At 60.4% G+C, this 25,860-nt stretch carries 27 protein-coding genes and 2 pseudogenes; 17 read left to right on the top strand and 12 right to left on the bottom strand.

Annotated features, from left to right (window positions below):
- The first annotated feature begins 277 nt into the window (after window positions 1-277).
- The 7 genes and pseudogenes from HAP48_RS01880 to HAP48_RS01850 form a co-directional block, all read left to right on the top strand.
- Window positions 278-925: a hypothetical protein gene (locus HAP48_RS01880; protein ID WP_166217781.1), complete on the top strand. Its 648-nt coding sequence runs from the start codon at window positions 278-280 to the stop codon at window positions 923-925.
- A gap of 13 nt (window positions 926-938) precedes the next feature.
- Entirely contained in the window at window positions 939-1,754 is an 816-nt protein-coding gene (locus tag HAP48_RS01875; RefSeq protein WP_224497173.1) for an efflux RND transporter periplasmic adaptor subunit, read from the top strand.
- Complete coding sequence (locus HAP48_RS01870) at window positions 1,646-2,014, top strand: efflux RND transporter periplasmic adaptor subunit (protein ID WP_477021278.1); 369 nt, start codon at window positions 1,646-1,648, stop codon at window positions 2,012-2,014. The genes HAP48_RS01875 and HAP48_RS01870 overlap by 109 nt, the downstream gene beginning before the upstream one ends.
- Complete coding sequence (locus HAP48_RS01865) at window positions 2,011-2,793, top strand: ABC transporter permease (protein ID WP_224497175.1); 783 nt, start codon at window positions 2,011-2,013, stop codon at window positions 2,791-2,793. The genes HAP48_RS01870 and HAP48_RS01865 overlap by 4 nt, the downstream gene beginning before the upstream one ends.
- A 51-nt stretch (window positions 2,794-2,844) precedes the next feature.
- A complete protein-coding gene (locus HAP48_RS01860; protein ID WP_224497176.1) occupies window positions 2,845-3,246 on the top strand; it encodes an ABC transporter permease in 402 nt (133 codons plus the stop codon).
- Window positions 3,243-3,959, top strand: a complete 717-nt coding sequence (locus tag HAP48_RS01855) for an ABC transporter ATP-binding protein (RefSeq protein ID WP_166217778.1) — start codon at window positions 3,243-3,245, stop codon at window positions 3,957-3,959. The genes HAP48_RS01860 and HAP48_RS01855 overlap by 4 nt, the downstream gene beginning before the upstream one ends.
- Before the next feature lie 743 nt (window positions 3,960-4,702).
- Window positions 4,703-4,879, top strand: a pseudogene (locus HAP48_RS01850) (DUF736 family protein); the annotation flags it as partial.
- 144 nt (window positions 4,880-5,023) lie between these two features.
- Here HAP48_RS01850 and HAP48_RS01845 read toward each other — a convergent pair.
- From HAP48_RS01845 to HAP48_RS01805, 9 genes and pseudogenes are all read right to left on the bottom strand, one after another.
- Window positions 5,024-6,367: pseudogene (locus HAP48_RS01845) on the bottom strand (IS1380-like element ISBdi2 family transposase).
- Window positions 6,368-6,582: 215 nt separating this feature from the next.
- The gene (locus tag HAP48_RS01840; RefSeq protein ID WP_166217775.1) at window positions 6,583-7,941 is read right to left on the bottom strand and encodes a tyrosine-type recombinase/integrase; all 1,359 of its coding nucleotides are present in this window, start codon (window positions 7,939-7,941) and stop codon (window positions 6,583-6,585) included.
- A 482-nt stretch (window positions 7,942-8,423) separates the two neighbouring features.
- Window positions 8,424-10,265, bottom strand: coding sequence for a heavy metal translocating P-type ATPase (locus HAP48_RS01835; protein ID WP_166217772.1), 1,842 nt, complete (start codon window positions 10,263-10,265; stop codon window positions 8,424-8,426).
- An 82-nt stretch (window positions 10,266-10,347) separates the two neighbouring features.
- On the bottom strand, window positions 10,348-11,049 hold the full coding sequence (locus HAP48_RS01830; RefSeq protein ID WP_166217769.1) for a VIT1/CCC1 transporter family protein: 702 nt from the start codon (window positions 11,047-11,049) through the stop codon (window positions 10,348-10,350).
- Between the two features lie 235 nt (window positions 11,050-11,284).
- On the bottom strand, window positions 11,285-11,845 hold the full coding sequence (locus tag HAP48_RS01825) for a cytochrome b (protein ID WP_166217766.1): 561 nt from the start codon (window positions 11,843-11,845) through the stop codon (window positions 11,285-11,287).
- Window positions 11,846-12,118: 273 nt separating this feature from the next.
- Window positions 12,119-12,823 carry a hypothetical protein gene (locus tag HAP48_RS01820; protein WP_166217763.1) on the bottom strand — a complete coding sequence of 235 codons (705 nt, stop codon included), beginning with the start codon at window positions 12,821-12,823 and terminating at the stop codon, window positions 12,119-12,121.
- A gap of 231 nt (window positions 12,824-13,054) precedes the next feature.
- Window positions 13,055-13,390: a c-type cytochrome gene (locus HAP48_RS01815; RefSeq protein WP_166217760.1), complete on the bottom strand. Its 336-nt coding sequence runs from the start codon at window positions 13,388-13,390 to the stop codon at window positions 13,055-13,057.
- A 363-nt stretch (window positions 13,391-13,753) separates the two neighbouring features.
- On the bottom strand, window positions 13,754-14,080 hold the full coding sequence (locus HAP48_RS01810; protein WP_166217757.1) for a hypothetical protein: 327 nt from the start codon (window positions 14,078-14,080) through the stop codon (window positions 13,754-13,756).
- Window positions 14,081-14,255: 175 nt separating this feature from the next.
- Window positions 14,256-14,579: a hypothetical protein gene (locus HAP48_RS01805; RefSeq protein WP_224497177.1), complete on the bottom strand. Its 324-nt coding sequence runs from the start codon at window positions 14,577-14,579 to the stop codon at window positions 14,256-14,258.
- Window positions 14,580-14,773: 194 nt separating this feature from the next.
- Here HAP48_RS01805 and HAP48_RS01800 point away from each other — a divergent pair, with 194 nt between their 5' ends.
- Window positions 14,774-15,088 carry a c-type cytochrome gene (locus tag HAP48_RS01800; protein WP_166217918.1) on the top strand — a complete coding sequence of 105 codons (315 nt, stop codon included), beginning with the start codon at window positions 14,774-14,776 and terminating at the stop codon, window positions 15,086-15,088.
- 42 nt (window positions 15,089-15,130) lie between these two features.
- Here HAP48_RS01800 and HAP48_RS01795 read toward each other — a convergent pair whose 3' ends face one another.
- The 3 genes from HAP48_RS01795 to HAP48_RS01785 are packed head-to-tail and all read right to left on the bottom strand — an operon-like array spanning window position 15,131 to window position 18,153.
- Complete coding sequence (locus HAP48_RS01795; RefSeq protein WP_166217754.1) at window positions 15,131-16,234, bottom strand: ABC-type transport auxiliary lipoprotein family protein; 1,104 nt, start codon at window positions 16,232-16,234, stop codon at window positions 15,131-15,133.
- Window positions 16,235-16,237: 3 nt separating this feature from the next.
- Entirely contained in the window at window positions 16,238-17,014 is a 777-nt protein-coding gene (locus HAP48_RS01790) for an ABC transporter ATP-binding protein (RefSeq protein ID WP_166217751.1), read from the bottom strand.
- Window positions 17,015-17,016: 2 nt separating this feature from the next.
- Window positions 17,017-18,153, bottom strand: a complete 1,137-nt coding sequence (locus HAP48_RS01785) for an ABC transporter permease (RefSeq protein WP_166217748.1) — start codon at window positions 18,151-18,153, stop codon at window positions 17,017-17,019.
- A 178-nt stretch (window positions 18,154-18,331) separates the two neighbouring features.
- Between HAP48_RS01785 and HAP48_RS01780 the strand changes: the two genes are divergently transcribed.
- The 9 genes from HAP48_RS01780 to HAP48_RS01740 all read left to right on the top strand — a co-directional run bounded on the left by HAP48_RS01780 (window position 18,332) and on the right by HAP48_RS01740 (window position 25,859).
- The gene (locus HAP48_RS01780; RefSeq protein ID WP_166217745.1) at window positions 18,332-18,607 is read left to right on the top strand and encodes a hypothetical protein; all 276 of its coding nucleotides are present in this window, start codon (window positions 18,332-18,334) and stop codon (window positions 18,605-18,607) included.
- A gap of 1 nt (window position 18,608) precedes the next feature.
- Window positions 18,609-19,094 (top strand): phage holin family protein, encoded by a 486-nt coding sequence (locus HAP48_RS01775; protein ID WP_166217742.1) that lies wholly within the window; start codon window positions 18,609-18,611, stop codon window positions 19,092-19,094.
- 53 nt (window positions 19,095-19,147) lie between these two features.
- Window positions 19,148-19,558, top strand: a complete 411-nt coding sequence (locus HAP48_RS01770) for a hypothetical protein (protein ID WP_166217739.1) — start codon at window positions 19,148-19,150, stop codon at window positions 19,556-19,558.
- 71 nt (window positions 19,559-19,629) lie between these two features.
- A complete protein-coding gene (locus HAP48_RS01765; RefSeq protein ID WP_176399296.1) occupies window positions 19,630-20,238 on the top strand; it encodes a hypothetical protein in 609 nt (202 codons plus the stop codon).
- 382 nt (window positions 20,239-20,620) lie between these two features.
- Entirely contained in the window at window positions 20,621-21,460 is an 840-nt protein-coding gene (locus tag HAP48_RS01760) for a universal stress protein (RefSeq protein WP_166217736.1), read from the top strand.
- A gap of 38 nt (window positions 21,461-21,498) precedes the next feature.
- The gene (locus HAP48_RS01755) at window positions 21,499-23,052 is read left to right on the top strand and encodes a thymidine phosphorylase family protein (protein WP_166217733.1); all 1,554 of its coding nucleotides are present in this window, start codon (window positions 21,499-21,501) and stop codon (window positions 23,050-23,052) included.
- On the top strand, window positions 23,049-23,969 hold the full coding sequence (locus HAP48_RS01750) for a ribose-phosphate diphosphokinase (protein WP_166217729.1): 921 nt from the start codon (window positions 23,049-23,051) through the stop codon (window positions 23,967-23,969). Before HAP48_RS01755 ends, HAP48_RS01750 begins: the two co-directional genes overlap by 4 nt.
- Window positions 23,966-25,558, top strand: coding sequence for an MBL fold metallo-hydrolase RNA specificity domain-containing protein (locus HAP48_RS01745; protein ID WP_166217725.1), 1,593 nt, complete (start codon window positions 23,966-23,968; stop codon window positions 25,556-25,558). The genes HAP48_RS01750 and HAP48_RS01745 overlap by 4 nt, the downstream gene beginning before the upstream one ends.
- A gap of 94 nt (window positions 25,559-25,652) precedes the next feature.
- Entirely contained in the window at window positions 25,653-25,859 is a 207-nt protein-coding gene (locus HAP48_RS01740; RefSeq protein ID WP_166217722.1) for a YgaP family membrane protein, read from the top strand.
- The last annotated feature ends 1 nt before the right edge of the window (window position 25,860 follow it).

Raw genomic sequence — 25,860 nt, 5'->3', positions numbered from 1 at the left:
TGGCTTCACAATGTCGGAGATTGCCCACTCCAGATTCCAACCACATCCCGGACGGCACCCGCTCGATCTCCAGGATCTCCTCGTTGAGACGATCGATCCGCACAAACTGTTCGCCTCAGCGTATCCATCAATACTCTAGGCAGGCACTCCGCCAGACGGACGAAGATGACTGGTAGGCACTTGGCAATCGCGGTGGCGCAGACTTTATCTTCGTATGTTGCGCTCCCTTTGATCCTAGTCAATCCCCGCGAGGCTGTATCCTGCCAAGATAGTCACCATGTTTTTGGAGGCTGATCATGCAAGCCGCGACATCATGATTTCTTCGGTGACCACCGTCGGCACGACTGCAACCGTCTGGCAGGCCGCCAAGGTCCTACCGAGAGCACGGGATCACCGTCACCCCTGTTGTCGATGGCCGCAGCAGAGTTGTCCGCATCGTCACGAAAGCCGACCTGCCGCATCGGGCCGAACGGGAATCGAGCGCCTCTATCTCTGGTGGCTGCGTTGCCGCGCACGGGCATCCGATCGGGTGAAATCGCAAGCTGTCGATAGCAGCGACATCATGCCCTTGGAAGTAGCGACCGCCGCCCGGGAGATGCCGCTGCACGAACTCCCAATGCTGCTCGAAGAGCACCCGATTCGAGTGTGCTCCGATCGTCAACAAAGGTCGGGCGGCGCGTCGGGATCGTCAGCGGAGACCAACCTTCGGCAGGCGAACGCCAGCGCCCGGCCGCAGCTCGAGATTTCACTTCCCCATTCCTGCATCGGGAACACGCTGCTCGGCGATTTTAAAGAGTGGGTCCCCCTTCAACTGAATGCAGCCGTTCAAGACGGCGCCGTTGACGTGGGAAACACCAATCCTCGCTACCGTCTTGGGCGAGATCTTCGGGCCTCGATCGGGAAGCGCTGCGATGACTGTCTCTGAGGCCGAATCCCAAATGAACGTGCAGCTGCGAACGCTTCCGGCGGCGGAGACGGAAGCGAAAGATGCGAAAGCAAGGCCGCCGGGACGTGGCCGGAAGCTGATCGGCGGCCTTGTCTTTGTCCTAGCCGCCATCCTCGTCTGGTATCTGCACGAGCCCGAAATCGCGATCGCGCGTGCCGTTCGCGGTCCGGTGGCCGAGATCGTTTATGCCACCGGATCAGTCGAGCCCGAAACTTGGTCGCGCCTCACGCCCCTGGTGCGCGGTCGTATCATAGAGCGCTGCAGATGCGAGGGCAAAGCGGTTCACAAAGGAGACCGCCTGGCTCGGCTTGACGACACTGAGGCACAGGCCACGCTCAACGACCTGCGAGCGCTGGAGAATTTCCGGCGCCATGAGTTCGAACGGCAATCCCACTTGTTTGCGCTTGGCGCGACGACCGCGCAAATGGAACAGAGGGCCGCAAGCGACCTCGCACGCGTCCAAGCCCAGATCGCCGCACAGACGCAGCGGTTGAGATTCTACGAAATAGTCGCTCCGATGGATGGCACGGTACTGCGGGAAGACGGGGAGATCGGCGACATGGTGGATCCTGGCACGATCCTTTATCGCCTCGCACTTGCAAAGTCGCTCTGGGTCGTCGCCGAGGTCAACGAGGAAGACGTCCCCCGATCGAACCCGGACAAAGAGCGTTGTTGCGGACCGACGCGTTTGCAGGAAAGGTGCTCTCAGGGTTCATCAAGGAAATCACGCCGGCCGGCGATCCCATCGCGAAAACCTTCCGGGTTCGGATCGGATTGCCCGACGACAGCCCACTTCGCGTCGGCATGAGCGTGGAAGCTAACATTGTTGCACGCGAGAAGCAGGATGCGATCGTCGTTCCTGCCAATGCCGTGATTGGCAACGAGGTACTGGTCGTCAAGGACGGCCGCCCGACACCGCGCAAAGTCGAGATCGGCGTTCGTGGCGCCGGCCACGTCGAAATCGTCGACGGCCTTGAAGAGAATGAGATGGTGGCGTCGCCCGCGACCGCGAACATCCAAACACGTGGTCATGTCAAGGTACGGGCGACGGATGCGTCCTCACTATGAAGCTGATCCTTGCCATCGTTTGGACGCACATCACATACCGCATCCACCAGACGCTGGTCGGGGTGGCGGGCGTCGCAATTGGCGTCGGCTTCTCGATTATGATGGCCGCGCTGATGGAAGGATCGCAGAACGACTTCATCTCAACACTGCTCGACGCGCTCCCCCACATCTCCCTCACAGACGAACGGCGTGAGCCGACGCCCCAGCCCGCCGACCTCCTCTACACCGCTGCAGAAATCCACGGTCTCACGCCCGCGGTTCGACGGCCCGGCATCAAGAACCCGATGGCGACCATCGCCTCGCTACAGACCTGGGTTGCGGCCGCCCTTACCCCCTCGGTGCAATCCAAGGCCATGATGCGTTATGCGGGCCGCAATCTTACGATCTCCGTGATCGGAATTGATCCACACACCGAAAGCAGCGTGTCCAATCTCGCGACCCACGTACGCGAGGGCAGCCTCACCTCGCTCTACCGTGCCTCCAACGCGATTCTGCTCGGCGATGGCCTTGCGCGCAAAATCGGCACCCGCGTCAACTCGAAAGTCACGCTGGTTTCTGCCAGGGGTATCACCGTGACCGCAACCGTAGTGGGCACCTTCCATTCCGGCTTCCGCGCCACGGACGCAACGACAGGCTACGTCCTGCTTCGCACTGCGCAGACCCTTGAGAATCAGATCGGGATCGTGAACGAGATTCGGGTTCGTGCGCGCGAGCCAATGGAGGCGCGCCTGATCAGCGAGCGTATCGGCGAGCAGACCGGCTACAAATCGATCTCCTAGCAGGAAGCCCAGGAGGATCTGCTGTCGGCCATCACCATTCGTAACGTCCTGATGTACACGATCGTCGGCGCCATTCTTCTGGTCGCAAGCTTTGGCACCTACAGCATCTTATCCACCATCACACGTGAAAAGACGCGCGACATCGCAATCATGAAATCGCTGGGGTTCACGGAACGCACCGTGAAGGCGATCTTCATGATTGCGGCCATGACGATTGGGCTTTTCGGCGCGGTACTCGGCTGCGGATTTGGCTATCTCCTGACGCGGGGAATGGCTTCACTGGAGTTCAACGATTCCTTTTCGGACCACAATCATCTTCCAGTGCTCTATTCGGTTACCCATTACACGATCGCCACCTCGGTCGCGCTGACAACCAGCCTTGTCGCCGGATACTTTCCCGCGCGCGCGGCCGCAGAGGTCAACCCCGTCGACATCATCAGGGGCGCGACGTGACGGCAGCGCTTATCGTAGCACGGAATGCGACAAAGGTGCTGCCAGGCATCGCCCCGGTGACGCTGGTTCGCGACTTGAACTTGTCGATTGGCGCGCGCGAGCTGATCGCGATCACAGGTCCGTCCGGATCGGGCAAGTCATCGTTGCTCTATATGCTCGGTCTGCTGGATCTTCCTAGCAGCGGCGATATCCTGGTCAACAATCGCTCGACTACGGCAATGAGCGCGGAGGAACGCGCCCATATGCGGCTGACCCAGTTCGGCTTCGTATTTCAGTTTCATTTCCTGCTGCCGGAGTTCTCGATTACGGAAAATGTCGCACTGCCGATGCGTGCACTCGGCAAGCTTTCCCAAGCGGCGATCTCGGCTAGAGCCATGGAACTGCTCAACTCCTTGGACCTAGGCGATCATCTTCGCAAACGTCCAGATCAGCTCTCCGGCGGCCAGCGTCAGAGGGTAGCCGTGGCTCGCGCGCTCGCGAATGACTCGCCGGTCATCCTTGCGGACGAGCCGACCGGCAGCCTCGATTCCATCTCGACCATGCAAGTATTCGAAATGCTGCGCGATCTCGTTACGGAGCACGGCAAGACGGTCGTAGCAGTGACGCATGACGTCAACCTTGCCACGCAAATGCATAGACGGCTGCACATTGTGGATGGACACCTGGAGAAGGACGAGCGGACGCCGATGGCGATCGCGCAGGGGGCTGGGTGACCTCAGCGGCTACGCGATAGCAGTCGACCTTATGTCGGACCCAGCTCAATTTCGCTGCTGGGCCAGCATCGGGAGTGCCCAGGCCAAAAGAATGGTAAGGCTGTGTTTCGCGGACGGGCTCGAATCGACGTCTCGGGTAGGACCGAGAAGGCCTGCATCGCGAAAATGATCAACATCGACAGAATGGCGGTGTTTTGCCTCCAGATGAGTTCATCACGTCAGCACGATGGCGCGCGAATGCTTCCTCGACCAGATTGCCGGGGGACTCAAAGGGTTGCCAGCGGAAGATCGAAAGGAACGTCGAATTTCGCGGCGAGTTTCACCATCTGCTCCACCATGCTTGTCACGTTAAGCGGTTTCGGGCCTCGACCAGCAAGCTTGAGGAATTGTCAGATGTGCGGTGAGCGGTGATCGGGTTCTTTCCTCGGTCAAGGTTTCGATGATCGCAGTTCGTGTTCTTGGCCGTTTCTTCTGGCACACCCACGTCGTCCTTGATTGGCATGTCTGACCGAAGGGCGGCGTCGCTTAAGCGCCGCCTCGCTCTTATCCCCGCAACAGCCGGTTACGACTTTCTTCCCCTGGACCGCTGCGCGTCCATTCCTCGCGCAAGACAAGAAAGTCGTGCCCTGGCTGCCCTCTACTGCGTGCCGGCCCCTGCGGGGTGCGGGTCGACCGCCTCCGGTCTGTCGCCAGCCATCGAGGCCGCGATGGGCGTGGCCCGGAAACTGAAAAAGGACACGACAATGGCGACCATCGGCACCTTCACCTCGACCGGCAACGGCTTCACCGGCACGGTTCGCACCCTCGCCCTCAATGCCAAAGCCAAGCTGGTGCGGGTCGAGAACCCCTCCGACAAGGGACCACACTTCCGCATCTTCGCCGGTAATGTCGAGCTAGCCCGTCCTATTCGTGAGAGTGCTTTTTTTAGTCCGATTGATGTGGCCGCACATCTGCTCTGACGAGGCGCGCGGGATTGCCTTCGGCTTTTCACCGCCTGACCGACCCGTACTTTGCAACGCGCTTGAGGTGTAGGTTGGGCGAACGGGGGGCGGACGCCCCGCCGGTCAAGGACCGAGCGGCAGCAGCGCGCCTGGCAAGCCGCGGATCAGGTCGGCTTCGGGACATGCCGCGGCAAACGCAAGGCGAATGCGGCTCGCGGTCTCGACCACACGGGCAGCGAGTTTCAAGAGACGAAGACGCAGCGTCGCGAACTCGGCTGTGGCCAATTCCCGGGCTTTGGGAATCGCGTCGCGCACGGTCAGCATCAGCCATTAAGCGGCGGTGTGGAGAACGAGGCGGACTTGATTGGCGAGCGCCGAACGGCAGCTGGTGCGATCGGAGGCGAGCTGTGTCTTATGCAGCTTGATCAGATTCTCGGCTTGGCCGCGTGCGCAATACAGGCTGTCGTAGATCCACTCGGCCGAACCGACATCGAGGCTGGTGACGACGAAACGGATGTCGAGGCCGAGCATCGTCGCCTCAATACGGGCGACGGTACGCCGTTCGCGATCCCAGGACTTTGCCTTGTGGCGCGTCTCGGTATAGCCGCGCAGAACCGGCAGGTTCTCGATGGCGCGTCGCGTGCGGATGTCGTCGGCGGCCTCGTCGACTTTTCTGGCGAGCGGCTTGGTGCCGGACAGACCGAAGATGTAGTCGATGCCGTTGGTCTCGCACCACGCCATTGCCTCCGGCCGGGCATAGTGCCCGTCGCCACGGAACGTAATTCGCGTGTTGTGCCACCGCGTCCGGATATGCCGGATCAGGCGGCGCAGGTGGGCACGCACCTCGACGCCGCCCGGCGTCTTGCCGGGCCGCAGCACGACCGCCACGGGCCGGCTCTTCTCCGTGTCGTAGACGTGGATCGGCAGGAAGCAGCGTTCGTCATAATGAGCGTTGAACAGCGAGAGCTGCTGATGGCCGTGGACGACATCGCAGGTATCATCGATGTCGAGCGTGACGGATGCCGGCTCGCGCGGGTAGCTATCCATCCATGCGTCGACCAAAGTGTAGGTCAGTCGGATCACGTCGCGCAGGCGCGGAGCATTCTCCAGCCGCGACAGCGTCGGTTGGGAACACAGATCGCGACCCGTGTCCGGCAGCCGTCCGCAGGCCAGCTTGAATGCGGGATCGGACCGCAGATGATCGAGGTCGTCGGCGTCCTCGTAGCCGCAGCAGATCGCGAACATGCGCGCGCGGAACATATCGACAAGGCTGTGCACGACCCGCGTCGGATCGCGCCGATCCGGGAACACCCGGGCCAAATTGTCGGCCAAGCCGAGACGCCGCTCGGCCATCGCCAGAAGCATCACGCCCCCGTTCGAGGTCAGCCGACCGCCATCGAAGGCAGCTGTGACTTTCTTGGCGTGAACGGCTGGAAACGAGAAGGGCAGAATCGTATCGTCGGTCATGGCGGGCGTGGCGTTCGCGGTTGAGGTGATGGGGTTGGCTTCGCAACCGAATCCTACGCCGCATCAGCGCTTTACACCACGCTCGCCAGCCTCTCAGGCGCACTCTGACGAATAAGACGGGCTAGCTCTTGACCCGTCTGCGTTCCCGCTGCTTTCGGGATGAAATCGGACATCAAATGGGCTGATCTGCGGCCGGTGATTCAGGAGTGCATGCACTAAGCAGCCAAGCGGCGCTCCTCTTCAGTCGAGTCTTGGTCACCCACCGAAGCCCTCTTCAGGAAGTGAACCAGGGCGGCTTTTCGTGAGGAGCGATCCAATGCATAGGCCGTCTGCCTAAACTCGATGCCGTCAAGGAGTCCTTGAATATACCCAGAGATCGTGTCCGCAGCCATGATAAGGGCCGTGTCAACCGCGTGAATGTATTTGCTTGTGACCGAACCCTTGGCATGGCCGACCAGGGCCGCGATGGTCACCTCGGTAAAACCGAGATCGTTGGCGATGCTCGCGAAGCTGTGACGAAGAACGTGCGGCGTTACGTCCGCAAGCGGAGAGTCCTTGAATAGCTGCTTCCAGTGGTTCGGGAAGCTTCCAAATGCATTATCTTCGCCTTGGCCAGGAAACACGTATGTGGCACGAGCAGTGGTTCGGCGTCGTTCAAGATACTCGACCACTGGCAAACCGATAGCACGAATCGACTCGCCTTCCTTGCTGTCATCCAATCTCAAGCAACTCGCTTCGGTGTCGGCTTCTGTCCATTTGAGGTCGATGATTTCGCTGCGCCGGCAACCGGTGAGCGCGATTTGGCGAATGATGTCGACAGTCATGATGTACTTTTCCAGGCCTACGGCATCGCGCAGCATCTGGCCCAATGTTCGGTACTCCGCCTCCGAGAGCCGCCGCTTCCGCACATTGTCTTTCGGCTTGCGGATGCCATGGGCGGGGTTGGTCTCGATGATGCCGGCTTCGACAGCATAGGTGAGGATGCCGCCCAGAAGGCCGACTGTGCGTGTGGCCGTTCCTGCACCGCCTCGGACAATGGCCTTTCCGCGCAACTTCTTGGTCTTGACCGAAACCCGCGTCTTTCCGGCCATGATATCTTTTAGGACCTTGTTGATGTCAGCCTTTGTGAGGTCTTTGACCCTGCGGGCGCCTATCAGCGGAATGATGTGGCGTTGGATTCGGCCGGTATCGGTTACGATCGTTGAAGCTTTTTTGGGTTTCCCTCCTTTTCCGAGTATGAGACCCGCCTTCAAGTCGGCAAAATATAGGTCGCAGAGTTCCTTGACGGTGATCGCTTTGTGATCGAGTTGGCGCTCTTCGGCGGGGTTGTCGCCTTTAGCAACGCGGCCGAGTTGGACTTTCGCCTCTTGCCTGGCTGTCTCGGGCGTCCAAATGCCATGTAGTCCGATGGTGAAGCGGCGCGAGCGGCCCGCGGCCCGATACTGGATGACGTAGCTTCGCTTGCCTGACGCGAAGATGCGGACTCCGAAACCTGGCAATTCTTCGTCCCAGATGACGTAGTCCTTCTTTCGGACCTCGGCGGCGTCGACGACCCTTTTCGTGACCTTAGTCATGCGTTTGCTCCGTCCGCAGCCGGATCTCTCGCGTAAGCACTGCGTAAGCAGGCGGACGGAAATCGCGTCGAACTTTCGGATAGGAACGTCGCTTGCGCCGTTGGGAATATCTAGTTATTACAGGTGGATGGCGTACCATGGCGTGCCCTATCGCAACATTCGGATAAGCAAGTTAAATTGCTCCGAAGGCAAAGGTCACACGTTCGAATCGTGTCGGGTGCGCCAGCTTTTCCTTGTTTTGCAACGCGATATGCATGCCCAGCCTGAGACTTCAGTTTCGGTTCATTCGCGCGAGTAAGCAATTGGGAGAAAATTTCTACACGTGTTTGAATTGGCTCCAATTCAGGTCGACCCATCGATCGAGATGGAAGTTGTTCGGCCTAGGTCGAGTTCGCGGGGGCTATCGAGAAATCCACAACGACCGCTTCGCGCCAGAACCTGCCGTTCGTTCATGATGGTCTCGCGCTCTATTGGCGCAGTGACTAAGACAATTTCCCATCACCCAGAGCTCTCAGAGCGTTTAGGATAACGGCGACGTCGATTGCTTCCTGGATCAGCGCGCCCTCTACCGGCGTCAAATAGCCCAACGCGGCGGCCACCATTCCGATCAGTGAGAGCCCTATCCCGGCAATGACACCCTCCAGCGCGATGAAGCGGGAACGTCGGGCGATCTGCATGGCGGGCAGGATGCGGTCGAGATGGTCGACCAAGATCACGACGTCGGCGGCTTCGGCGGATGCAGCCGCACCTCTCGCGCCCATTGCCACGCCAACATCGGCAGCGGCCAGCGCCGGCGCATCGTTGACGCCGTCGCCGATCATCATGACGGGACCATTTTTCCGCTCGGAGAGCACAACGAGAACTTTTTGATCCGGCGTCAGTCCCGAGCGTACCGCGTCGATTCCCAAGCCTGCAGCAATGGCGTCCGCAACCTCGCTCCGATCCCCCGTTGCGAGAACAATCCGTTGTACTCCCAGCATTCTCAGCCGCTGCAGGAGCAATTGTGTGCCCGACCGCAGTTCATCAGCCAGCCTTATCTCGCCCGCAAAATGGCCATCGATGGCAACAGCAACAATGACCGCGCCGGCAACTTTTTTTGCCTGGAGGCGATTTTCGGTTCCCTGCGGCAATTTGGACATCACGAATTGAATCCCACCGACCGCGATGGATCGTCCCTCAACGACGCCCCGGACGCCTTCGCCAGGAGTTTCGACGACGTCAGACGGTAGCGCGAGTTTAAACAGGCGGCCCTGCGCTTCGGCAACGATGGTCTGGGCGATGATATGCTTGGACGCCTGATCAAGCGAGGCAGCAAGGCGTAACACCTCGTCGGGATCGGCACCGTCCGAAACGTTAACGGCCACGACCTTCGCCCTGCCGTCGGTAAGCGTGCCGGTCTTGTCAAGGACCAGCGAATTAACGCGCGCGAGCGCCTCGATTGCCTTACCTCCCTTGATCAGAATGCCATGTCGCGCTGCCCGAGAAAGCCCGGAAACGATGGCGACCGGCACCGCCAGAATAAGCGGGCACGGCGTCGCAACGACGAGAACAGCGACCGCGCGAACCGGATCGCCGGTGAAGAACCAGGCGACGGCGGCGATGAGTACGGTGACCCCGAGAAAGACGATCGCGAAGCGATCGGCAAGTCGCGACATCGGCGCCTTGGCGCGCTGCGCTCCATCGACCAGGCGCACGATGCCGGCATAAGTGCTTTCAGCGGCGCGGTGCGATACTGTGAGATCGAACGCCTCACCGGCGTTATTGGATCCGCTCATCACCTGATCGCCGGCGTGCTGCTGGACAGGGATCGGCTCACCTGTGAGCGCGGATTGATCGAGGACCGCAAGCCCGCTCGCCACTATCCCGTCGGCCGGGATCACATCGCCCTGCCGGATCAGTAAGCGGTCGCCTGGCACGATCAGATCCAGGTCGACTTCTTCGAGACCACCGGCCCGGTATCGAACAGCGCTTCGAGGTGCCCGTGCCAGCAGCGCCGTCATCTCGCGGCGCGCGTGGCGTTCGGCAAACGCTTCGAGGAATTGCCCACCGGCATACATCAGCGCGACGACGACCGCGGCGAGCTCCTCTCCGACGACGAGCGCTGCCGCCATCGACAGGACCGCTACGATATCGAGGCCGACCTCACCGCGTCGCACACTTGCAACAATGTCGTAAACAAGGACGATCAGAACCGGAACAGTGAACGCTCCCCAGACGCGATCCTGCCATGCCGGCTGTCCGAGCAACGGCAAGACAAAGCCGAGGCCAAGACCGAAAGCCGGCAGCAACACCAACAGTGTCCGCACGAAGAAGCCAGCAAGCATCTCAAACGCCCTCACACAAGCGTGCGACTGCCCGACCGGAGCCATACCAGGTTGCACGCGCGAAGTCGCCTTAGCCGGAATTTCAGACCACCGTCCCGAACAGCTTTCCAATGCCGGCGGTCAGCGCCAGGGCGAAGGCGCCCCAAAACGTCACACGGATGGTGGCTCTCAGAATGTTTGCGCCCCCCGCCTTTGCCCCGATCGCTCCTAAGACGGCGAGAAAGGCCAACGATGCCGCGGACACAATCGGTACCAGGCCGCTACCAGGCGACACGATAACCATCAGCAACGGCATGGCGGCGCCCACCGCAAACATTGCAGCCGAGGTTAGCGCGGCTTGGACCGGACGCGCCGCGGTGATTTCCGAGATCCCCAGTTCGTCGCGCGCGTGAGCCGTCAACGCGTCCTTCGCCATCAGTTGCTTGGCCACCTGCCGCGCCAGGGACTTATCGACACCTCGCCTAACATAGATTTCGGCAAGTTCGTCGAGTTCGAATGCGGAGTTTTCGTTCAACTCCTTGCGCTCACGTGCAAGATCGGCCTGCTCGGTGTCCGACTGCGAACTGACGGAGACATATTCGCCGGCCGCCATCGACATCGCTCCAGCCACTAATCCCGCAATACCTGCGATCAGGACATCATTTCGTGTCGCAGCTGCGGCTGCAACACCGACGATCAGGCTCGCAGTCGAGATGATGCCGTCATTTGCTCCCAGGACGGCGGCCCTGAGCCATCCGATCCGATCGACGAGATGGTTCTCGGGGTGCGCGTGAAGGCGGCTCATCTTATTCTCCTGCTAACGCCCTGAAGCGGCGTTACGGTCATCACCTGTTAGAATGTACTGCCTCTCCGAATTCTCTGCGGAGGCCACGCGCCTGAAATTCGACACCGCAGGCATCGCACTTGAGCATCGGCGTCACGCGCTCGATTCCCATGATCACGCACCTATCAATAAGAACAGCTCCACAGAGTTGAACGCGTCTCGCTCGCCACTGGGTGGACCATTCCGTTACCCATCATCACTCGGAATGAGGTAGCATCCGAACGAGCGTGCGGTCCCTAAATATCCAGTGGTGAACTAGTGCAGCGGCAGCATGGAATGCCGCGAGAACCACCAATGCATGGGCGAGAGTTTCATGCACCTCTTTCACGTTATGGGCGAAGGCACGGTCCTTTGGCCATGGCGACGCAATTTCGGCAAAGCCCAATAGCGGCAACGCATCGCCCCGTGCAAACTGAAGCACGATACCAGCGACTGGGACCGCTACCAGCAACGCATATAGGCTGAAGTGCGCGATCCGGGTGACAGGATCCAGCCACCTTCCCATCCAGTTGCCAAACTCGGTAGCCTCAGGCGGCGGCGGGTCGACCAACCGCCAGGTTAGGCGCGCTACGAGAAGGCACAGGATGACTATTCCCGCGCAAATGTGAACGAATAGACCGGACTCCCGCGGCCCGCCCTTGGGCAGCACATCGTCAAAGGTCCCAAGCGCCCAAGCGAGAGCCACGAGAAAGACCGTCAGCCAATGCAGCGCCTGGGGGATCGCGCCGTAGCCCTTGGTTGAATTGGATAGTTGCATGTTGGAACCTCTTTAAGAATCTGTTCCAGGTCCGGCAAGGGATCGTTGATACGCTGATCCGTGCGCCGCCGCAGCAAGACCGAGACGGAAATAGCGTCGGGATGTTGTGCCGGTTTTCGCCGGGGCCTGCTTATCTCCTGCTCGGCGCTAGTGCAGACCGACACGGATTTAGTGATTTCAACTTCGCCAAGGACGAAGCACTGCGCCCCGAAAACGGAGCGCGGCGCGCTGAGACCGTTTCCACTCAGTAGCGCCTTATTATCTGTAACGGCACTATTCGTCGCCATTTTCGAATTCGAAGCAGACTTTCACGCGGCGCCGGGGTTGGTCTGCATCGACGTACCCCCTGTTGTCCCTATCTCGGTCCGCTCGGTCCCAATCCCGATCGCCGCGATCCGAGTATCGTCCGCGATCCGGCTCCCGATCGCGGCTGGTCTCGCGGTCGCGATACATTCTCGAGTCCTGGCTCTTTTCGCGTTCATCACGGTTCATACGGTCGCCGTCGCTGCGACGCATCATTCCGCCGCCACCCATCTCACGGTCGTTTCCGCCCAAGCGGTCGGTGTCACCGCGACGCATCATCCCGCTGTGTCCCATCTCGCGGGTGTCGCGGCCCATACGTTCGCCGTCGTCGCGGCGCGTTTTCGGTCCTTCGCCCACCTCGTGGTCGTGAGTCTTCGGTTGATCACGGCCAGTTCGTTGATCCGGTTGTGGCGCGGCGTTTTGGTCAGTCTGGACAGATGTTCCGGCTTGCGGGGCTGCAGGCAACGCCTTGCCCTGCTCCTGAGCGAGTGAGCCGAGGCTCGACGACGCGAGTAACATGGTGGCAAGGACAAATACACGCACGGGATTTCTTCTCCATTGGAGTGTGACGCAACTGCCCGATCGTCTCTTGGTTTCGCGCCTCGCGCCCGAATCGATCATTATAACTCCGGCTACCGATGTTGACGCTTCCTTGATGAAAACAACATGTTTCATCCGCCGACACCTGATCCTCCATCGTTGTTATGTCTTCCTATTCGCCTGCACTCGCGTTGAGATAGATCAACTAGATCCAATCTTTCCGGTTCGATCTACTCAAAATCAGGACTGGATCCGTATTGCCTCCTCGTCGAGGATCCGCGGCGCGCGAATTTGATCGCCGGCCTCTAGGTATTATCGCAGCAATCAAGATGGAGCCCAGCTCCGAGTCCTGCCGCGACTTGGTGGTTATTTCGCCTTGTATGGTTCCTGAATGGACTTCATGTAGTTGCGCACCTCCTCCGCATCCTCCCTGTTGAAGCGGAAGGTCGGCATGGAAGGGTGGATGCTGCTATAGCCGTCTTGCAGTCGTTGCAAGAAGTCGCTGTCGTAAAGTTTCGTTTCGCTAAAGCTGCGAAACGGCGGTGCTTGCCTGTTCGGGCTTCTGCCGGTCCTGCCAATGGAGTGACAGCGGGCGCACAGCTGTTGCAACATCTCTTTGCCATCTCGCTGCTCCTCAGCGCGCGCGTGGGCGAAGGTACTCCACAGGAGACCCATTGTCAGTACAAGCAAGACTCGTTTCATCGCAGTCTTTCTTTCGTGCGACCGCCGCTCGTCGAAGCGTTAGCCATTCAAACGCACGACGGCTGCATACGAGCTGAAAATGACTTCTCTAGCGCACGCTCCTTCTTGACGCTGCCGGCACTCAGAGATCCGACGACGCCAATCCGAGTAGTGTCTACTTTGCGCCACAAGTTGTCGCTCCATAGCTCGGCGAGAATCACCACCATCTCGGCATAGAGGGGACGACGCCTCTCCCTTGCGCCACGCGATGCTGGTTCACATCCGCTCGAAAATCGCGGCGCGGTACCCTGGCCGTCACCGATGCGCAGGAATCGCCCACGCCCGACCGCCATTGCCGGTTGCGGGCGCACGTACCACCCAACATCACCTCGCAGCTTCGGCTGGCACGACTCTCAGAGACTGTTCGAATGCGGACACGGCTCGGCGAAGTTGCTCCAGATGAATCTCGTCTTTCGGAATGTTAGGCACCTGCAAACACGATTCCTGCAAGATGTCTGAAAACAGACCATAGTTAATGTGGATGTGAACGGATTTCCGCACGTCTTCAGAACCCGGATGTTCGAGCAGACGCAATAAGCCGGTCGCATCGAACGAAACCTCAAAACGGGAGGATCGTTCAAATGTGCCACTATAAAACTTGTCGGGGTACTCCAGGGTCACTTGTGCTTTATCGGACACCGGCTTCGTCATTTCCGTCAGCCTTCAAAGATGATTGGTCACATGAGAGAGCGGGCCTCGTCGAACTCGGGGCCCAGGGAAACGCATCTCTCCTGAAAGCTCCGAACTCACCATTGGTAGAACGTATTGACGACCCGGATTTGACCTGGGTCAATAGAGCCCGCCAAACGTGTGTGGCGCGGTTGAACTATGGCCGCATAAACATGAAATCCGTGTCGGGATCGCAATTTTCAGCGACGAAGCGCAGTTCGGACTGCACGTCGGAAAGAGTCCTGCTTTGGAGATACTTTGAAATAACCAACCCTAGCAATGCGCGACAGACGGTATCGACATTTAGGTTCGCCGCTTCGGCGGTCGAAATGGCTGCTTCGAAATGGAGTTTTGCGATTTGGCTGGCTGACATCTGAAAAACTCGGTCAATAGGATCAACGCTAACATGGAAGAACAGCATCAAATTGAGCGAAATCAACAGGTAGTATGTCAGGCTTGGCTCGAAGCGGACTTGACGCATGCTCAAGGAGCTCAGGCCACATAGTGGACTTGAAAAATTGGGCGGGAAGCGACGCGCTGGAACGGTTCTACGCCGAGCCCGCGAATAGTAGTAGGATTGCTTGACCACCGGTGTTGGGCAGCGCCTAGAAAGGTAATCGAATGATACGACCGCAATACTCATCGGTTCAGATGCAAAAGATCCGTCCCGCGCAGATGGCTTTGGGCCAATATCTGCTCGTATTTGCCGGCACGGCAAGTCTGATCCTGTCGCCGGCAAAGGCGGCCGACGCGAATCGCGGTGCAGAACTCGCAAAGCGCTGGTGCGCTTCATGTCACGTTGTCGATGGCGGACAGAAACAAGCGAGCGCAGACGTTCCTCCCTTCTCCGCAGTTGCGAACAGATCGGATTTCAGCCCCGAGAAGCTCGCGTTCTTTCTGCTCGATCCCCATCCAAAGATGCCCAATTTCCCGCTAAGCCGAAATGAAGCCGGCGATATCGCTGCCTATATCGGCTCGCTTCGGAAATGACGGAACCGGCTTGACTAACCCCATCGCAAGCCGGAACGGCCCTTAGAGAGCCTGCACGGTCCAGGAGATCATGTCCTTGGCAATCCGGCCAAATGCATCGCTGAACGCGGCGACGGCTTCCGGCGGCGCGACCTGATCGAATTTCTCACTTTCCTCAAACAGGCGTGCGGCGACAATCTTGCCGTTCTTGTCGACGATCCTCGCCGACAATGCGATTTCGGCCGCCGGCTTCGAATCAACGGCGATGCGGAACCGCCTGACGTCGATCAGAAGTTGGAATTCGGTCTGTGCAACATCGGCCATGCGCAGCGGCGCGTGCACGAGGTCGTAATTCTCAAAGCTCTCGATCAACCTTGCCTGCAACAGTTTCGGAAGCGAGTCGGCCCACATCGCTTCCGCAAACCCCGGAACGTCCTGCGGCGGGGAGAACAGGAACCGTTGCGTCTCCAGCATCGCAACCGCGGTGGGCTCCGGGATCGCCCATTGGGCGCCAACAGTCTTGCCCGCCGGTCCCTGATTTGGCAGGGCGCGCAAATCATGGGTGATTTTTGCCGGCGGCGCGGTCACACCGGTCATGCGTTCGAGGCCGGCAACGATGCCATCAAGCTTGCCGGTGTTGCGGGCCAGGCCTTCCGAAAAGACCCTGAAATTAGCGATAGTGTCCTTCAGCGCCCCAGAATTCTCCGTCAGCACCGAATCCACCTTGCGCAACGCATCGCGGGCGGCCTGCGACATGCCCTGGCCGGCCCCGGCTTCGGCAACAAGCGTCGGTACCTCGCCGGAGTTAGCGACCAGCATGCCGCCCTCCAGTGTGATGACGGGAACGCCGGTCAGGCCCTGGAATTCCAGACCGACCTTGGTGTCGGCGCGTACCGGCGTCGTCGAAGCCACCGAGATGGTCGCGTTGACGCCACGCGGTTTGCCGGGCGCGAGGACGAGCTCGGAGACTTCGCCGACCCGGATGCCGTTGAACAGCACCGCAGCGCCGACCAACAGCCCGGGCACCGACCCTTCGAACTGGACGTGGTAGGTTGCGCGCGGACCGAGACCACCGGCGTTGTGCAGCCAGTAAACAAAGCCAAACACAGCGGCGATCGCCGCAAGCACGAAGGCGCCGACGATGACGAAGGGTGCACGGGTTTCCATGGTCTAGCTCGCTTGGGGTTGCAGCATCTGTGATCGCTTGCCGTGGAAATAGGCCCGCACCCAGGGATGCTCGGATTGAAGCAGTTCGCGCATCGGTCCGATCGCCACGATCTTGCCGTCGGCCAGTGCCGCGACGCGATCGCAAACGGTATTCAGGCTGGCGAGGTCATGGGTCACCATGAACACCGTCAGTCCCAGCGTCTTCTGCAATGTCTTGATCAGGGCGTCGAAATCGCCGGCCGCAATCGGGTCGAGGCCTGAGGTCGGCTCATCAAGGAACACAATCGCGGGATCGAGCGCGAGCGCGCGCGCCAACGCTACCCGTTTAGTCATGCCGCCGGATAATTCGGACGGAAACTTGTCACCGTCTTCCGGTTTGAGTCCGACCATTTCGAACTTGGCGGTGGCAATCTCGTCCATCAGCGCATCCGACAGCACGAGATTTTCGCGCAGCGGAAACTGGATGTTTTGCCGCACGGTGAGCGATGAAAACAGCGCGCCCTGCTGGAACAGGATGCCCCAGCGTCCGGCAGCGCTCCTGGTCGCCCGGTCGTGGTCGCCGATCGGCGCCCCCATCACCTCGATCTCGCCTGCCTGGCGCGGAATCAGACCGATGATGGTTCGCATCAGCACCGACTTGCCGCCGCCGGAAGCGCCGACCAGGCCGAGGATCTCGCCTCGGCGTACATCAAGATCGAGATGATCGATCACGACATGGCGGCGGAAACCGACCACCAGGTCATGCACGCGTATCGCTAACTGTCCTTCCACTTCCTGCATCGCTACATTCCGATCGATGCGAAGAACACCGCAAACAGCCCGTCGAGCACGATCACCAGGAAAATCGACTTCACAACCGAAGTAGTGGTCTGCTTGCCCAGCGACTCGGCACTTCCCTTCACCCGAAGGCCCTCGCTGCAGGCGACAATGCCGATCACCAGCGCCATGAACGGCGCCTTGATGATGCCGACCTCGAAATGGGTGACGGACACGGCCTCATGCAGCCGTGCAATGAAGATTGCCGGCCCCATGCCGCCATAGAACCAAGCGACGAGGCCACCGCCATAAAGTGCGGCCATCGAACCGATGAAGGTGAGAATCGGCAGTGCGCAGACCAGCGCGATGATCCGGGGCAGCATCAGGACCTCGATCGGGTCCAGCCCCATGGTCGACAACGCGTCGATTTCCTCGCGCATCTTCATCGAGCCGAGCTCGGCGGTGTAAGCGCTGCCGGAGCGGCCAGCGACCATGATGGCGACGATCAGGACGCCGAGTTCGCGCAACACCAGAATGCCGACCATGTCGACAACATAGGAATCCGCGCCGAATTTGCGGAAATGGAAGATGCCCTGCTGGGCGATGATGGCGCCGATCAGGAAGGTGATCAGCACCACGATCGGGATCGCCTGCCAGCAGACCCGGTAAAACTGATAGACCAACGACGTCAGCCGCAGCGATCGCGGCCGCCGCAACACGCCGAGGATCCCGATGCACAGCGCGCCCAGCATCTGCAGGAACGCGGTCACGTCCTCACCCGAACCGATGGTGGCGCGGCCGATATCGCTGATTTTCGCCGCGATCGAGTTACGCGCCGGGACCGGCACGGGCACCCGTCGATTGACCTGACGCACCTCCTCGATCAACCCGGCATAATTGTCGGAAACTCGAACGACTTCGGCACGGTGTCCCGCCGACGTCGCGCGCCGCGACATTTTCTCCAGCAACCAGGCCCCTAACGTGTCGAGTTCGCGCACCTCGGCCATGTCGAGCTTAAGGGTACCGGAGTGATCGAGCTGCGGCGCGACGGCTTCGGAAAGACGTTCAAGCGTCGCCACATTGGCCGCAATCCAGGATCCGCCTGGTCGCAATTCGAGGACATCGCCCGTTGCCGTGGCCGTTAATAGAGGTGCGGTCGTCAAGTTGGTTATTCCTCAGTCACATAACACCTCCTTCCTAGAACCGCGGCCCCATTGCCACGTTGACCTCGCTCAAGGTTGCAAAATGCGCACTGGGGCAAGCCGCGCTTGACCCAAATCAAGGGCTGCGCCGCGGGCTTGCATAGAATTCTTCCAGCACGAAGCAATGCGGGTGGACGCGATGTTCAGTTCAAGCGAGACGGTTGACGAACTGCAGGCGCTCAAGAGTGAAGTATCGCGCCTCTTGAACGCAACCGGCGATGGGCTGTTCGACAACGCCAAAAATCGCGCCGACGCCCTCGCCGACCAGATCAAGGCCGCCTTGAACGAACTCGGCGAGACCCTGAGCGAACAGGAAGATCATGTCGAGACGCTGATTGCGGAGCGCCCGATTGCAACGATGGCGTCGGCCTTCGCGCTTGGCGTCGTTATCGGCTTCATGCTGAGGAGACACTGACGTGAACAGCGAGAATGTCGTCAAGAACCTGCGTGCGCTGTGGCGAACCGACCGGCTTATTGCGGAGATCCGGATGAAGCACATGCTGGTCGGCCTCGGCTTGCGGGCATTTGCCGCTTTAATTGCGGCCTTCGGCCTGTTGATGCTGGAACTGGCGGCCTATTTTGCTCTAGTGCAAATCTGGAGCGCGGTTTCCGCAGCCGCAATCCTGGGCGTGGTCAATTTTGTGATTGCTGCCGTCCTGTTCGTGATTGCTGGGCGCCCACCAGCGGGACGCGAGCTCGAACTTGCCAACGAAATTCACGGCTCGGCAGTCGATGCGTTGCAAATCGAGGCAAGGGCGATGCATTCGCAATTCCTCGGCATGGTCCAACATCCGCTCAACAGCGCTCTGCCTTTGTTGCTGGTGCCACTGATCACGATCATCGTCAAGAGCCTGAAGAAATCCAGGGCCGCGCCAGTGGCGGCTGCGGCAGAGCAAACCTGATCCCGACCGAACCATTGGCTTCACCCCTCACGATTCCAAAGGAGCACACCGACATGTCCAAGACCCAACGCAAGCCGATCCTGAATGCTTCGCTGCCCGCACAGTTCCGTCAAATTCGAATCGTGCTGGCCCGCGAGCCTGGTCATCCCGAAGGCGATGCGGAAGTCGCCTACATCTTCGTAGCACCGGTCGATGCCGACGGCCGTATCGATCCAAAACTTTGGCGGGCGCATCGCGAGGCCTGCAGGGTTGCGCGGCAACGCCCAAACGAGCAAGACCAGCTTGGTCATCTCGTTCATCATCCGGGCGGCGCTTGGGGATTCCACTACGACGGCGAAACCAGTCTGCCTGACGACCTCGGTTATCATTTCGCCGACGAGCGCTTCGTCGCCGGCGAATATGTCTCGATTAACGAAAGTGGCAAGATGCATACCTACCGCGTGACGACGGTGTCGCATCTTTAGCGGCGCTTCTGACTCAGGCGTTTCTGCCCAGTTAATTGCAGCAGAGACGGTCGATGTGGGGCAGCAGCCAAATGGCCACGGAGCCGACATCCAGGGTCGCGGAAAACCTGATCGAAATTCGGGTCAACGACATCGCACAACTGTTTCATACGCTGGATCCCTTCCCTTTTCGGGAAAAGGACCTCGCCGATGAAGCTGAGGAGTACATCGTAAGCTGGGCCCGAGAGATGCCCGGCAACCGCCCGTTCAAGATTGTGGTGCACATTCCGGACAACGAATTACAACAAAGAGCATCGCGCGAGTTCGTTGAGGCATTCAATCGCTATTTCGGTGGTCGAGCCGTCGTCATTCAGCGTGATCTAAACGAACTCTTCCGCATAGGCCGGCGCTCGCTGTTAATTGGCGCCTCAATTCTTGCCGTCTGTTTTTTACTCGCGCATCTGGCTGGGAGCCATCTGACTGAAACTGCGTTCAAGGGATTGGCTGAAGAGAGCTTCCTGATCCTCGGCTGGGTTGCTAATTGGCGACCGCTTGAAATCTTCCTCTACGACTGGTGGCCGCTCGCGCATCGGCGCGATCTGTACAATCGTCTCGCGGTAGCAGCAGTCGAGGCGAAGCCATATTCAATCAATATCGAGGCGCCATCCCCCCAGGCACACATCGATCGAATCCAATCATGAGGTCGGGTGCCGCAGCCTCCGAATTCAACGACCGAACCCGGGCCTGGGTGAGGCGGATGCCCAGGCACGGCTGAAGGCCGAGGGGTACAACGATCTCCCGCGATCCGGTCGACGCATGCCGCCGGAATTGCGCTTCGCATGTCGGGATTGCCGGAAGAGTTTCTGGTCGTGTTGACCGTTTCAGGCCCCTGACGCCGACGACCTCGCCCTCCCGCTCGGCGCAAGGATCGTGCTGGTTGTTCTTGAAATGTTAAGCCGCTGCTGCGTCGCCGACTGCAGTCGTATAAATCCGGACGACTGCCAGATTCGCCTCCTTGCGATGGATCAAAAGCCACCGCTTCCCGGACGCTAAATTACCGTCGGGCCAAAGGAGGAGAGACACATGGCTTTCAAGGATATTCTTCTGACACTGACGAACTATCCCGACCCAACCCCGGTCTCGGTGCTGGACGATGCGGTTTCGATCGCCGCCACGCTCGGCGCACACCTTGCCGCGGTATCCTGCGAGGTGCACGTTGAGGTACCCGGCAACATCCTGTCGGGCGCGATTCCAAACATTTCCGGGATTATTGCGGGCGCAGCAGAAAAAAGCAGAAATAGCGCGCGAAATCTACTCGCTGCATTCGATGCCGCGGCGGAAAAATCTGGCGTTCTGCACGAAGCCATCATGGAGAAATGCCTGACCTACCAGGTCGCGGATCTGCTGGTCGAGTATGCCCGGCTTCGCGATCTGACGATCGTGCCCATCCCCGAATCCTACGACCAATGGTACGCCGAGGCGATGATATTCGGATCAGGCCGACCGACTCTCATCCTGCCAGAAGCGCCGCGCTCGCGTCCCTTCGAACTGGGAACGGTCGTCGTCGCCTGGGACTTCAGCCGCGCCGCGGCCCGGGCGGTATCCGACGCAATTCCACTGCTCGAACGCGCCAGGAAGGTGCGCATCGTCACCGTCACAAACGAAAAGAATCTCGATACCAAGCACTCCGCCGAGGAACTGGCCAAGAATCTGGCGCGTCACCGCATCGACGTGTTGCTGGATCAGGTCGATGCAGGCGGCAGGCCGATCGGCGATGTCCTCGAAACCTACGTGCTTTCCCACCAGGCAGACGTCCTCGTGATGGGCGCCTATGGCCACTCGAAATGGCGCGAATTTATCCTGGGTGGCGCCACCAAGAGCCTGCTGTCCAAGCCGCCGCTGCCGATCCTGCTCTCGCACTGACGACCAAGAGCGGTGCCGGCGCGGGCCGTGGAGATCCAATGGCCGAAGACACGAACAAGGACAGATCTCGTCCGCCTCTGAAGGTTCGCCGAGTGAACCTGGATACCGGACGGGAAAACGTGGTCGTGATCTCACGCCACTCCAGCGCGTTGCGGCCCGACGTCTTCCGCGGATTCAGCCGGGTCGAGTTGCGGGTTGGCGCCGAAATCTTGCTCGCGACGCTGCTGATCACGGACGACGATGCCTTGGTCGGGCCCGATGAAATCGGCCTTTCCGAACCGGCGTTCCGGCGCTTTGCCGAGCCGGCGGGCAGCCAGGTCACGGTAAGCCCCGCAGCCTCCCCTGCGAGCCTCGATTCGGTTCGTGCCAAGATCCAGGGCCGGATCCTCAAACCGGCCGAGATCGAAGCTATCATCGACGACCTCACGCATTATCGCTACTCCGACATGGAGATCGCCGCGTTCCTGATCGGCTCGGCCAGCTTCATGACCAGTGGCGAGTTGCTCGCTCTGGTCCAGGCGATGGCGCGCGCCGGCACGCAATTGAAATGGCCGGATCAGATTGTCGTCGATAAGCACTGTGTCGGCGGCATTCCGGGCAACCGCACCTCCATGATCGTGGTCCCGATCGTGGCGGCGCACGGGCTGACGATCCCCAAGACATCCTCACGCGCGATCACCTCGCCGGCCGGCACCGCCGACACCATGGAAGTGCTGGCCCGGATCGATGTTGGCATCGAAGAGATGAAGGAAGTCGTCGCCGCGTGCCGCGGCTGCCTGGTTTGGGGCGGACACGTCAACCTGTCGCCCGCCGACGATATTCTGATCTCTGTCGAACGCCCGCTCAGCCTCGACACCCGCGAGCAGATGGTCGCCTCGATCATGTCGAAGAAGCTCGCCGCCGGCTCCACCCATCTCCTGATCGATCTGCCAGTCGGCCCGACGGCGAAACTGGCCAACGCTAATGAGGCGATGCGCCTGCGCAGGTTGTTCGAATTCGTCGGCGACCATTTCGGCATTGCCGTCGAAGTGATCACGACCGATGGCCGCCAACCGATCGGCAACGGCATCGGTCCGGTTTTGGAGGCCGAGGACGTGATGGCCGTTCTGACCAACGAGACGACTGCCCCCACCGACCTGCGCGAAAAATCGCTGCGGCTTGCGGCGCATCTGCTGGAATATGACCCGCAGTTGCGGGGCGGCAGCGGCTATGCGCGCGCCCGCGAACTACTCGACAGCGGCGCGGCGCTGAAGAAACTGCAGGTCATTATCGAAGCGCAAGGTCCCTCCTCGTGCCGCAACGACATCGGCAAGCTGATCTTCGATATCGCTGCCACCGCCGACGGCACGATTTCCGAGATCAACTGTCTCCAGTTGAACCGCCTCGCCCGCACCGCAGGGGCGCCAATCGACAAAGGCGCCGGCATCCGGCTGTTCCGCAAGATCGGTGACCGCGTCGAGAAGGGCCAGCCACTCTATCGAATCCATGCCTATGATCAGTCGGAACTCGACCTCGCCGCGGCAGGCGCAAAAGCGGATAGCGGTTACACCGTCGGTACCCGGCAGCCAGTAACCGGCGAGACGGCACCATGAGCGCGGCCATCATTCAGAGCCTGCCGTCGTCGTCACGGGACGCCGCCCGGCTGGCAGCGCGGCTCGGGATACCCTTTCACGAGATTGCGATCCATGGGTTTCCCGACGGGGAGATACGGGTGACTGCCGCACCGGCATCGCCTGTGACCATCATCTATGCGTCGCTCGACCGGCCGAACGAAAAGCTGATCGCTCTGGCCTTCGCGGCCGAGGCGCTCCGGCGCGGCGGTGCGAAACGCCTCGTCCTGCTGGCGCCCTATCTCTGCTACATGCGACAGGACACGGCCTTTCACGAAGGCGACGCCATCAGTCAAAATGTCATCGGCGCGCTGCTCGCCGGATGCTTCGACCGCGTGGTCACCGTCGATGCGCATCTGCATCGCACGCCCGACATCGCAGCGGTGTTTCCCGGGATCGCGTCCGACAATCTGTCGGCGATGCCAGCAATAGCCGTCGCGCTGCGCAAAACCGGTCTTGATCCCGCAACCATCGTGGTGGGACCGGATGCGGAATCGGAGCCCTGGGTCAGCGATCTCGCCAGCCGGCTTCGACTTTCTCACGTAGTTGCGCAAAAAATCCGTCGCGGTGACTGCTCCGTCGAGATCAGGTTCCCGGACCGGGCATCCATTGCCGGGCGTCCAACTTTGATCTTCGATGATATCGTCTCCTCGGGCGGCACCATGATAGCCTGCGCCAGTGCGCTGACGACGGCCGGCGCGACAACGATCGACGCCGTCGTCACGCACGCACTGTTCCCGGAGCAACTCTGCCGCGACATGATCGAGGCCGGCATTCGCTCGATCCGCTCCACCCAAAGCGTGCCACACTCCACCAACGCCATCGTGCTCGACAACCTGTTCATTGACGCCTTGCAGGATGAAATAACGTTCACAACCCTTCTGGAGGCATCCCGATGAGCGTCACGATCCGTTTCTTCGGCGCGGCCCGCACGGTGACAGGCTCCTGCTATCTGTTCGAGACCCGCTCCGGACGCTTCCTGGTCGATTGCGGCCTGTTTCAGGGACCCAAAACCCTGAAGGAGCTGAACTACAGGCCGTTTCCCTTTCGCGCCGCGGACATCGACGCTGTCCTCCTGACCCATGCCCATATCGACCACAGCGGCCTGCTGCCGAAGCTGGTGCGCAACGGCTTTCCCGGGCGCATCCTTGCCACGCGCGGCACCATCGATCTCTGCTCCTACATGCTGCCGGATGCCGGCAGCATCCAGGAATCCGAGGTTGCCACCCTAAACCGGCGCAATGCGGCAAGCGGGCGGGCCGAGGTCAGCCCGATCTATACGCAGGCCGATGCGATTGCCACGCTGCAGTCATTCACGCCGGTCGACTACGAAAAATGGGTCGACGTAATTCCGGGCGTTCGCGCCCGCTACTGGAACGCCGGACATCTACTCGGCTCGGCGTCGATCGAGATGGAATTCGCCGACGAAAACGCATCAAGCAAACCGCTTCGCGTTCTCTGCTCCGGCGACGTCGGGCCAGACACTACGCTTTTGCAGCCCGATCCCGAGGCGCCGGCGGGCTTCGACTATGTCATATCGGAATCGACCTATGGCGACCGCGAACGAGCGCCGATCACGGCTGACGCACGCCGCGCACGCTTGTCCGCGGAGGTCCGCGACGCGGCGACCCGCAAGGGCGCGCTGCTGATTCCGGCCTTCGCGGTGGAGCGTACACAGGAACTGATCGTCGATCTGGTCGACCTGATGGAGCGTGGTGAGATTCCGTCCGCCCCAATCTTCCTCGATTCGCCGCTCGCGATCCGAGCCACCGAAGTCTTTTGCAAACACGCCGCGAGCCTCGATCCCGCGGTCGATGTCCGCCGGCTCTTAAACTCGCCGCAGCTCCGCTTCACCGAAACCGTCGACGAGAGCAAGGCGATTGCCAAGCTGACCGGATTTCACATCGTCATCGCCGCCAGCGGCATGTGCGACGCCGGCCGTATCCGGCATCACCTGCGGAATTGGCTGTGGAATGCGAGGGCGACCGTACTGCTCGTCGGATTTCAAGCCCAGGGAACGCTCGGCCGGTTTCTCGCGGACGGCACCAAGGCTGTTCGTATCCAGGGCAATGAGATCAAGGTCGCGGCCCGGATTCGAAATATCGACGACTACTCCGGACATGCCGACGGATCGGAACTGGCGCGCTGGATTGCCGAGCGCCGTCCGGTTCATCGCGGCGTGTTCCTGGTCCATGGGGACGAGCCAGCCATCGCCGGCTTGGCTGAGCGCATTTCGGAGCGGATCGTTCCCGCAGCAATGGTTTTCCAGCCGCTTCTGGATGACGTCTACGAATTGACGGCCGCAGCCCCGATGATCGTGGAAGGCTCCAAACACCGTCGGCTGCCACCTGAGGCGGTAGTCAGGCTGGACTGGCATAATGACATGTCAAAGCTCATCCTCGATATCAACGACTGCATTGCGGCCGCTGCCGACGATCGCGCGCGCGGTGTCATCATTCGAAGAATGAGGCGAGCGCTGGATGAATGAAGCCCGCCCGGTCCAAGGTTGAGACAGATCAAAACCATTTCAGGCATTGCGTGCGATCCTCACCGGCGTTCATTCAACTCGCAGGAGAAGCACGATGCCGGTAAATGTCGGAACGGTTGATCAGTATGTGCGGATTGTGATCGGGCTGGCTCTTGTCGCTTATGCGCTGCAGGACGGTCTTTCGATTCAGGGATGGCATTGGGTCGGATTGATCGGTCTGGTGCCGCTCGCAACCGCGTTCTTCAAGAGCTGCCCGCTATACACCATCATCGGCTACTCGACCTGCAGCGTTCGCCAGTAAT

The organism is Bradyrhizobium septentrionale, assembly GCF_011516645.4.
Lineage (GTDB): Bacteria > Pseudomonadota > Alphaproteobacteria > Rhizobiales > Xanthobacteraceae > Bradyrhizobium > Bradyrhizobium septentrionale.
This window is presented reverse-complemented; position numbering and strand designations above follow the sequence as displayed.

Excerpts from the sequence above, each read along its gene's own strand:
- HAP48_RS01790 (WP_166217751.1), bottom strand. The coding sequence starts at position 17,014 with ATGCAGGAAGTGGAAGGACAGTTAGCGATACGCGTGCATGACCTGGTG.
- HAP48_RS01875 (WP_224497173.1), top strand. The coding sequence starts at position 939 with ATGAACGTGCAGCTGCGAACGCTTCCGGCGGCGGAGACGGAAGCGAAA.
- HAP48_RS01805 (WP_224497177.1), bottom strand. The coding sequence starts at position 14,579 with ATGCGTCAAGTCCGCTTCGAGCCAAGCCTGACATACTACCTGTTGATT.
- HAP48_RS01770 (WP_166217739.1), top strand. The coding sequence starts at position 19,148 with ATGTCCAAGACCCAACGCAAGCCGATCCTGAATGCTTCGCTGCCCGCA.
- HAP48_RS01750 (WP_166217729.1), top strand. The coding sequence starts at position 23,049 with ATGAGCGCGGCCATCATTCAGAGCCTGCCGTCGTCGTCACGGGACGCC.
- HAP48_RS01745 (WP_166217725.1), top strand. The coding sequence starts at position 23,966 with ATGAGCGTCACGATCCGTTTCTTCGGCGCGGCCCGCACGGTGACAGGC.
- HAP48_RS01740 (WP_166217722.1), top strand. The coding sequence starts at position 25,653 with ATGCCGGTAAATGTCGGAACGGTTGATCAGTATGTGCGGATTGTGATC.
- HAP48_RS01825 (WP_166217766.1), bottom strand. The coding sequence starts at position 11,845 with ATGCAACTATCCAATTCAACCAAGGGCTACGGCGCGATCCCCCAGGCG.
- HAP48_RS01765 (WP_176399296.1), top strand. The coding sequence starts at position 19,630 with ATGGCCACGGAGCCGACATCCAGGGTCGCGGAAAACCTGATCGAAATT.
- HAP48_RS01835 (WP_166217772.1), bottom strand. The coding sequence starts at position 10,265 with ATGCTTGCTGGCTTCTTCGTGCGGACACTGTTGGTGTTGCTGCCGGCT.
- HAP48_RS01880 (WP_166217781.1), top strand. The coding sequence starts at position 278 with ATGTTTTTGGAGGCTGATCATGCAAGCCGCGACATCATGATTTCTTCG.
- HAP48_RS01800 (WP_166217918.1), top strand. The coding sequence starts at position 14,774 with ATGGCTTTGGGCCAATATCTGCTCGTATTTGCCGGCACGGCAAGTCTG.
- HAP48_RS01860 (WP_224497176.1), top strand. The coding sequence starts at position 2,845 with ATGTACACGATCGTCGGCGCCATTCTTCTGGTCGCAAGCTTTGGCACC.
- HAP48_RS01755 (WP_166217733.1), top strand. The coding sequence starts at position 21,499 with ATGGCCGAAGACACGAACAAGGACAGATCTCGTCCGCCTCTGAAGGTT.
- HAP48_RS01840 (WP_166217775.1), bottom strand. The coding sequence starts at position 7,941 with ATGACTAAGGTCACGAAAAGGGTCGTCGACGCCGCCGAGGTCCGAAAG.
- HAP48_RS01780 (WP_166217745.1), top strand. The coding sequence starts at position 18,332 with ATGTTCAGTTCAAGCGAGACGGTTGACGAACTGCAGGCGCTCAAGAGT.
- HAP48_RS01865 (WP_224497175.1), top strand. The coding sequence starts at position 2,011 with ATGAAGCTGATCCTTGCCATCGTTTGGACGCACATCACATACCGCATC.
- HAP48_RS01795 (WP_166217754.1), bottom strand. The coding sequence starts at position 16,234 with ATGGAAACCCGTGCACCCTTCGTCATCGTCGGCGCCTTCGTGCTTGCG.
- HAP48_RS01820 (WP_166217763.1), bottom strand. The coding sequence starts at position 12,823 with ATGAAACATGTTGTTTTCATCAAGGAAGCGTCAACATCGGTAGCCGGA.
- HAP48_RS01810 (WP_166217757.1), bottom strand. The coding sequence starts at position 14,080 with ATGACGAAGCCGGTGTCCGATAAAGCACAAGTGACCCTGGAGTACCCC.
- HAP48_RS01830 (WP_166217769.1), bottom strand. The coding sequence starts at position 11,049 with ATGAGCCGCCTTCACGCGCACCCCGAGAACCATCTCGTCGATCGGATC.
- HAP48_RS01760 (WP_166217736.1), top strand. The coding sequence starts at position 20,621 with ATGGCTTTCAAGGATATTCTTCTGACACTGACGAACTATCCCGACCCA.
- HAP48_RS01815 (WP_166217760.1), bottom strand. The coding sequence starts at position 13,390 with ATGAAACGAGTCTTGCTTGTACTGACAATGGGTCTCCTGTGGAGTACC.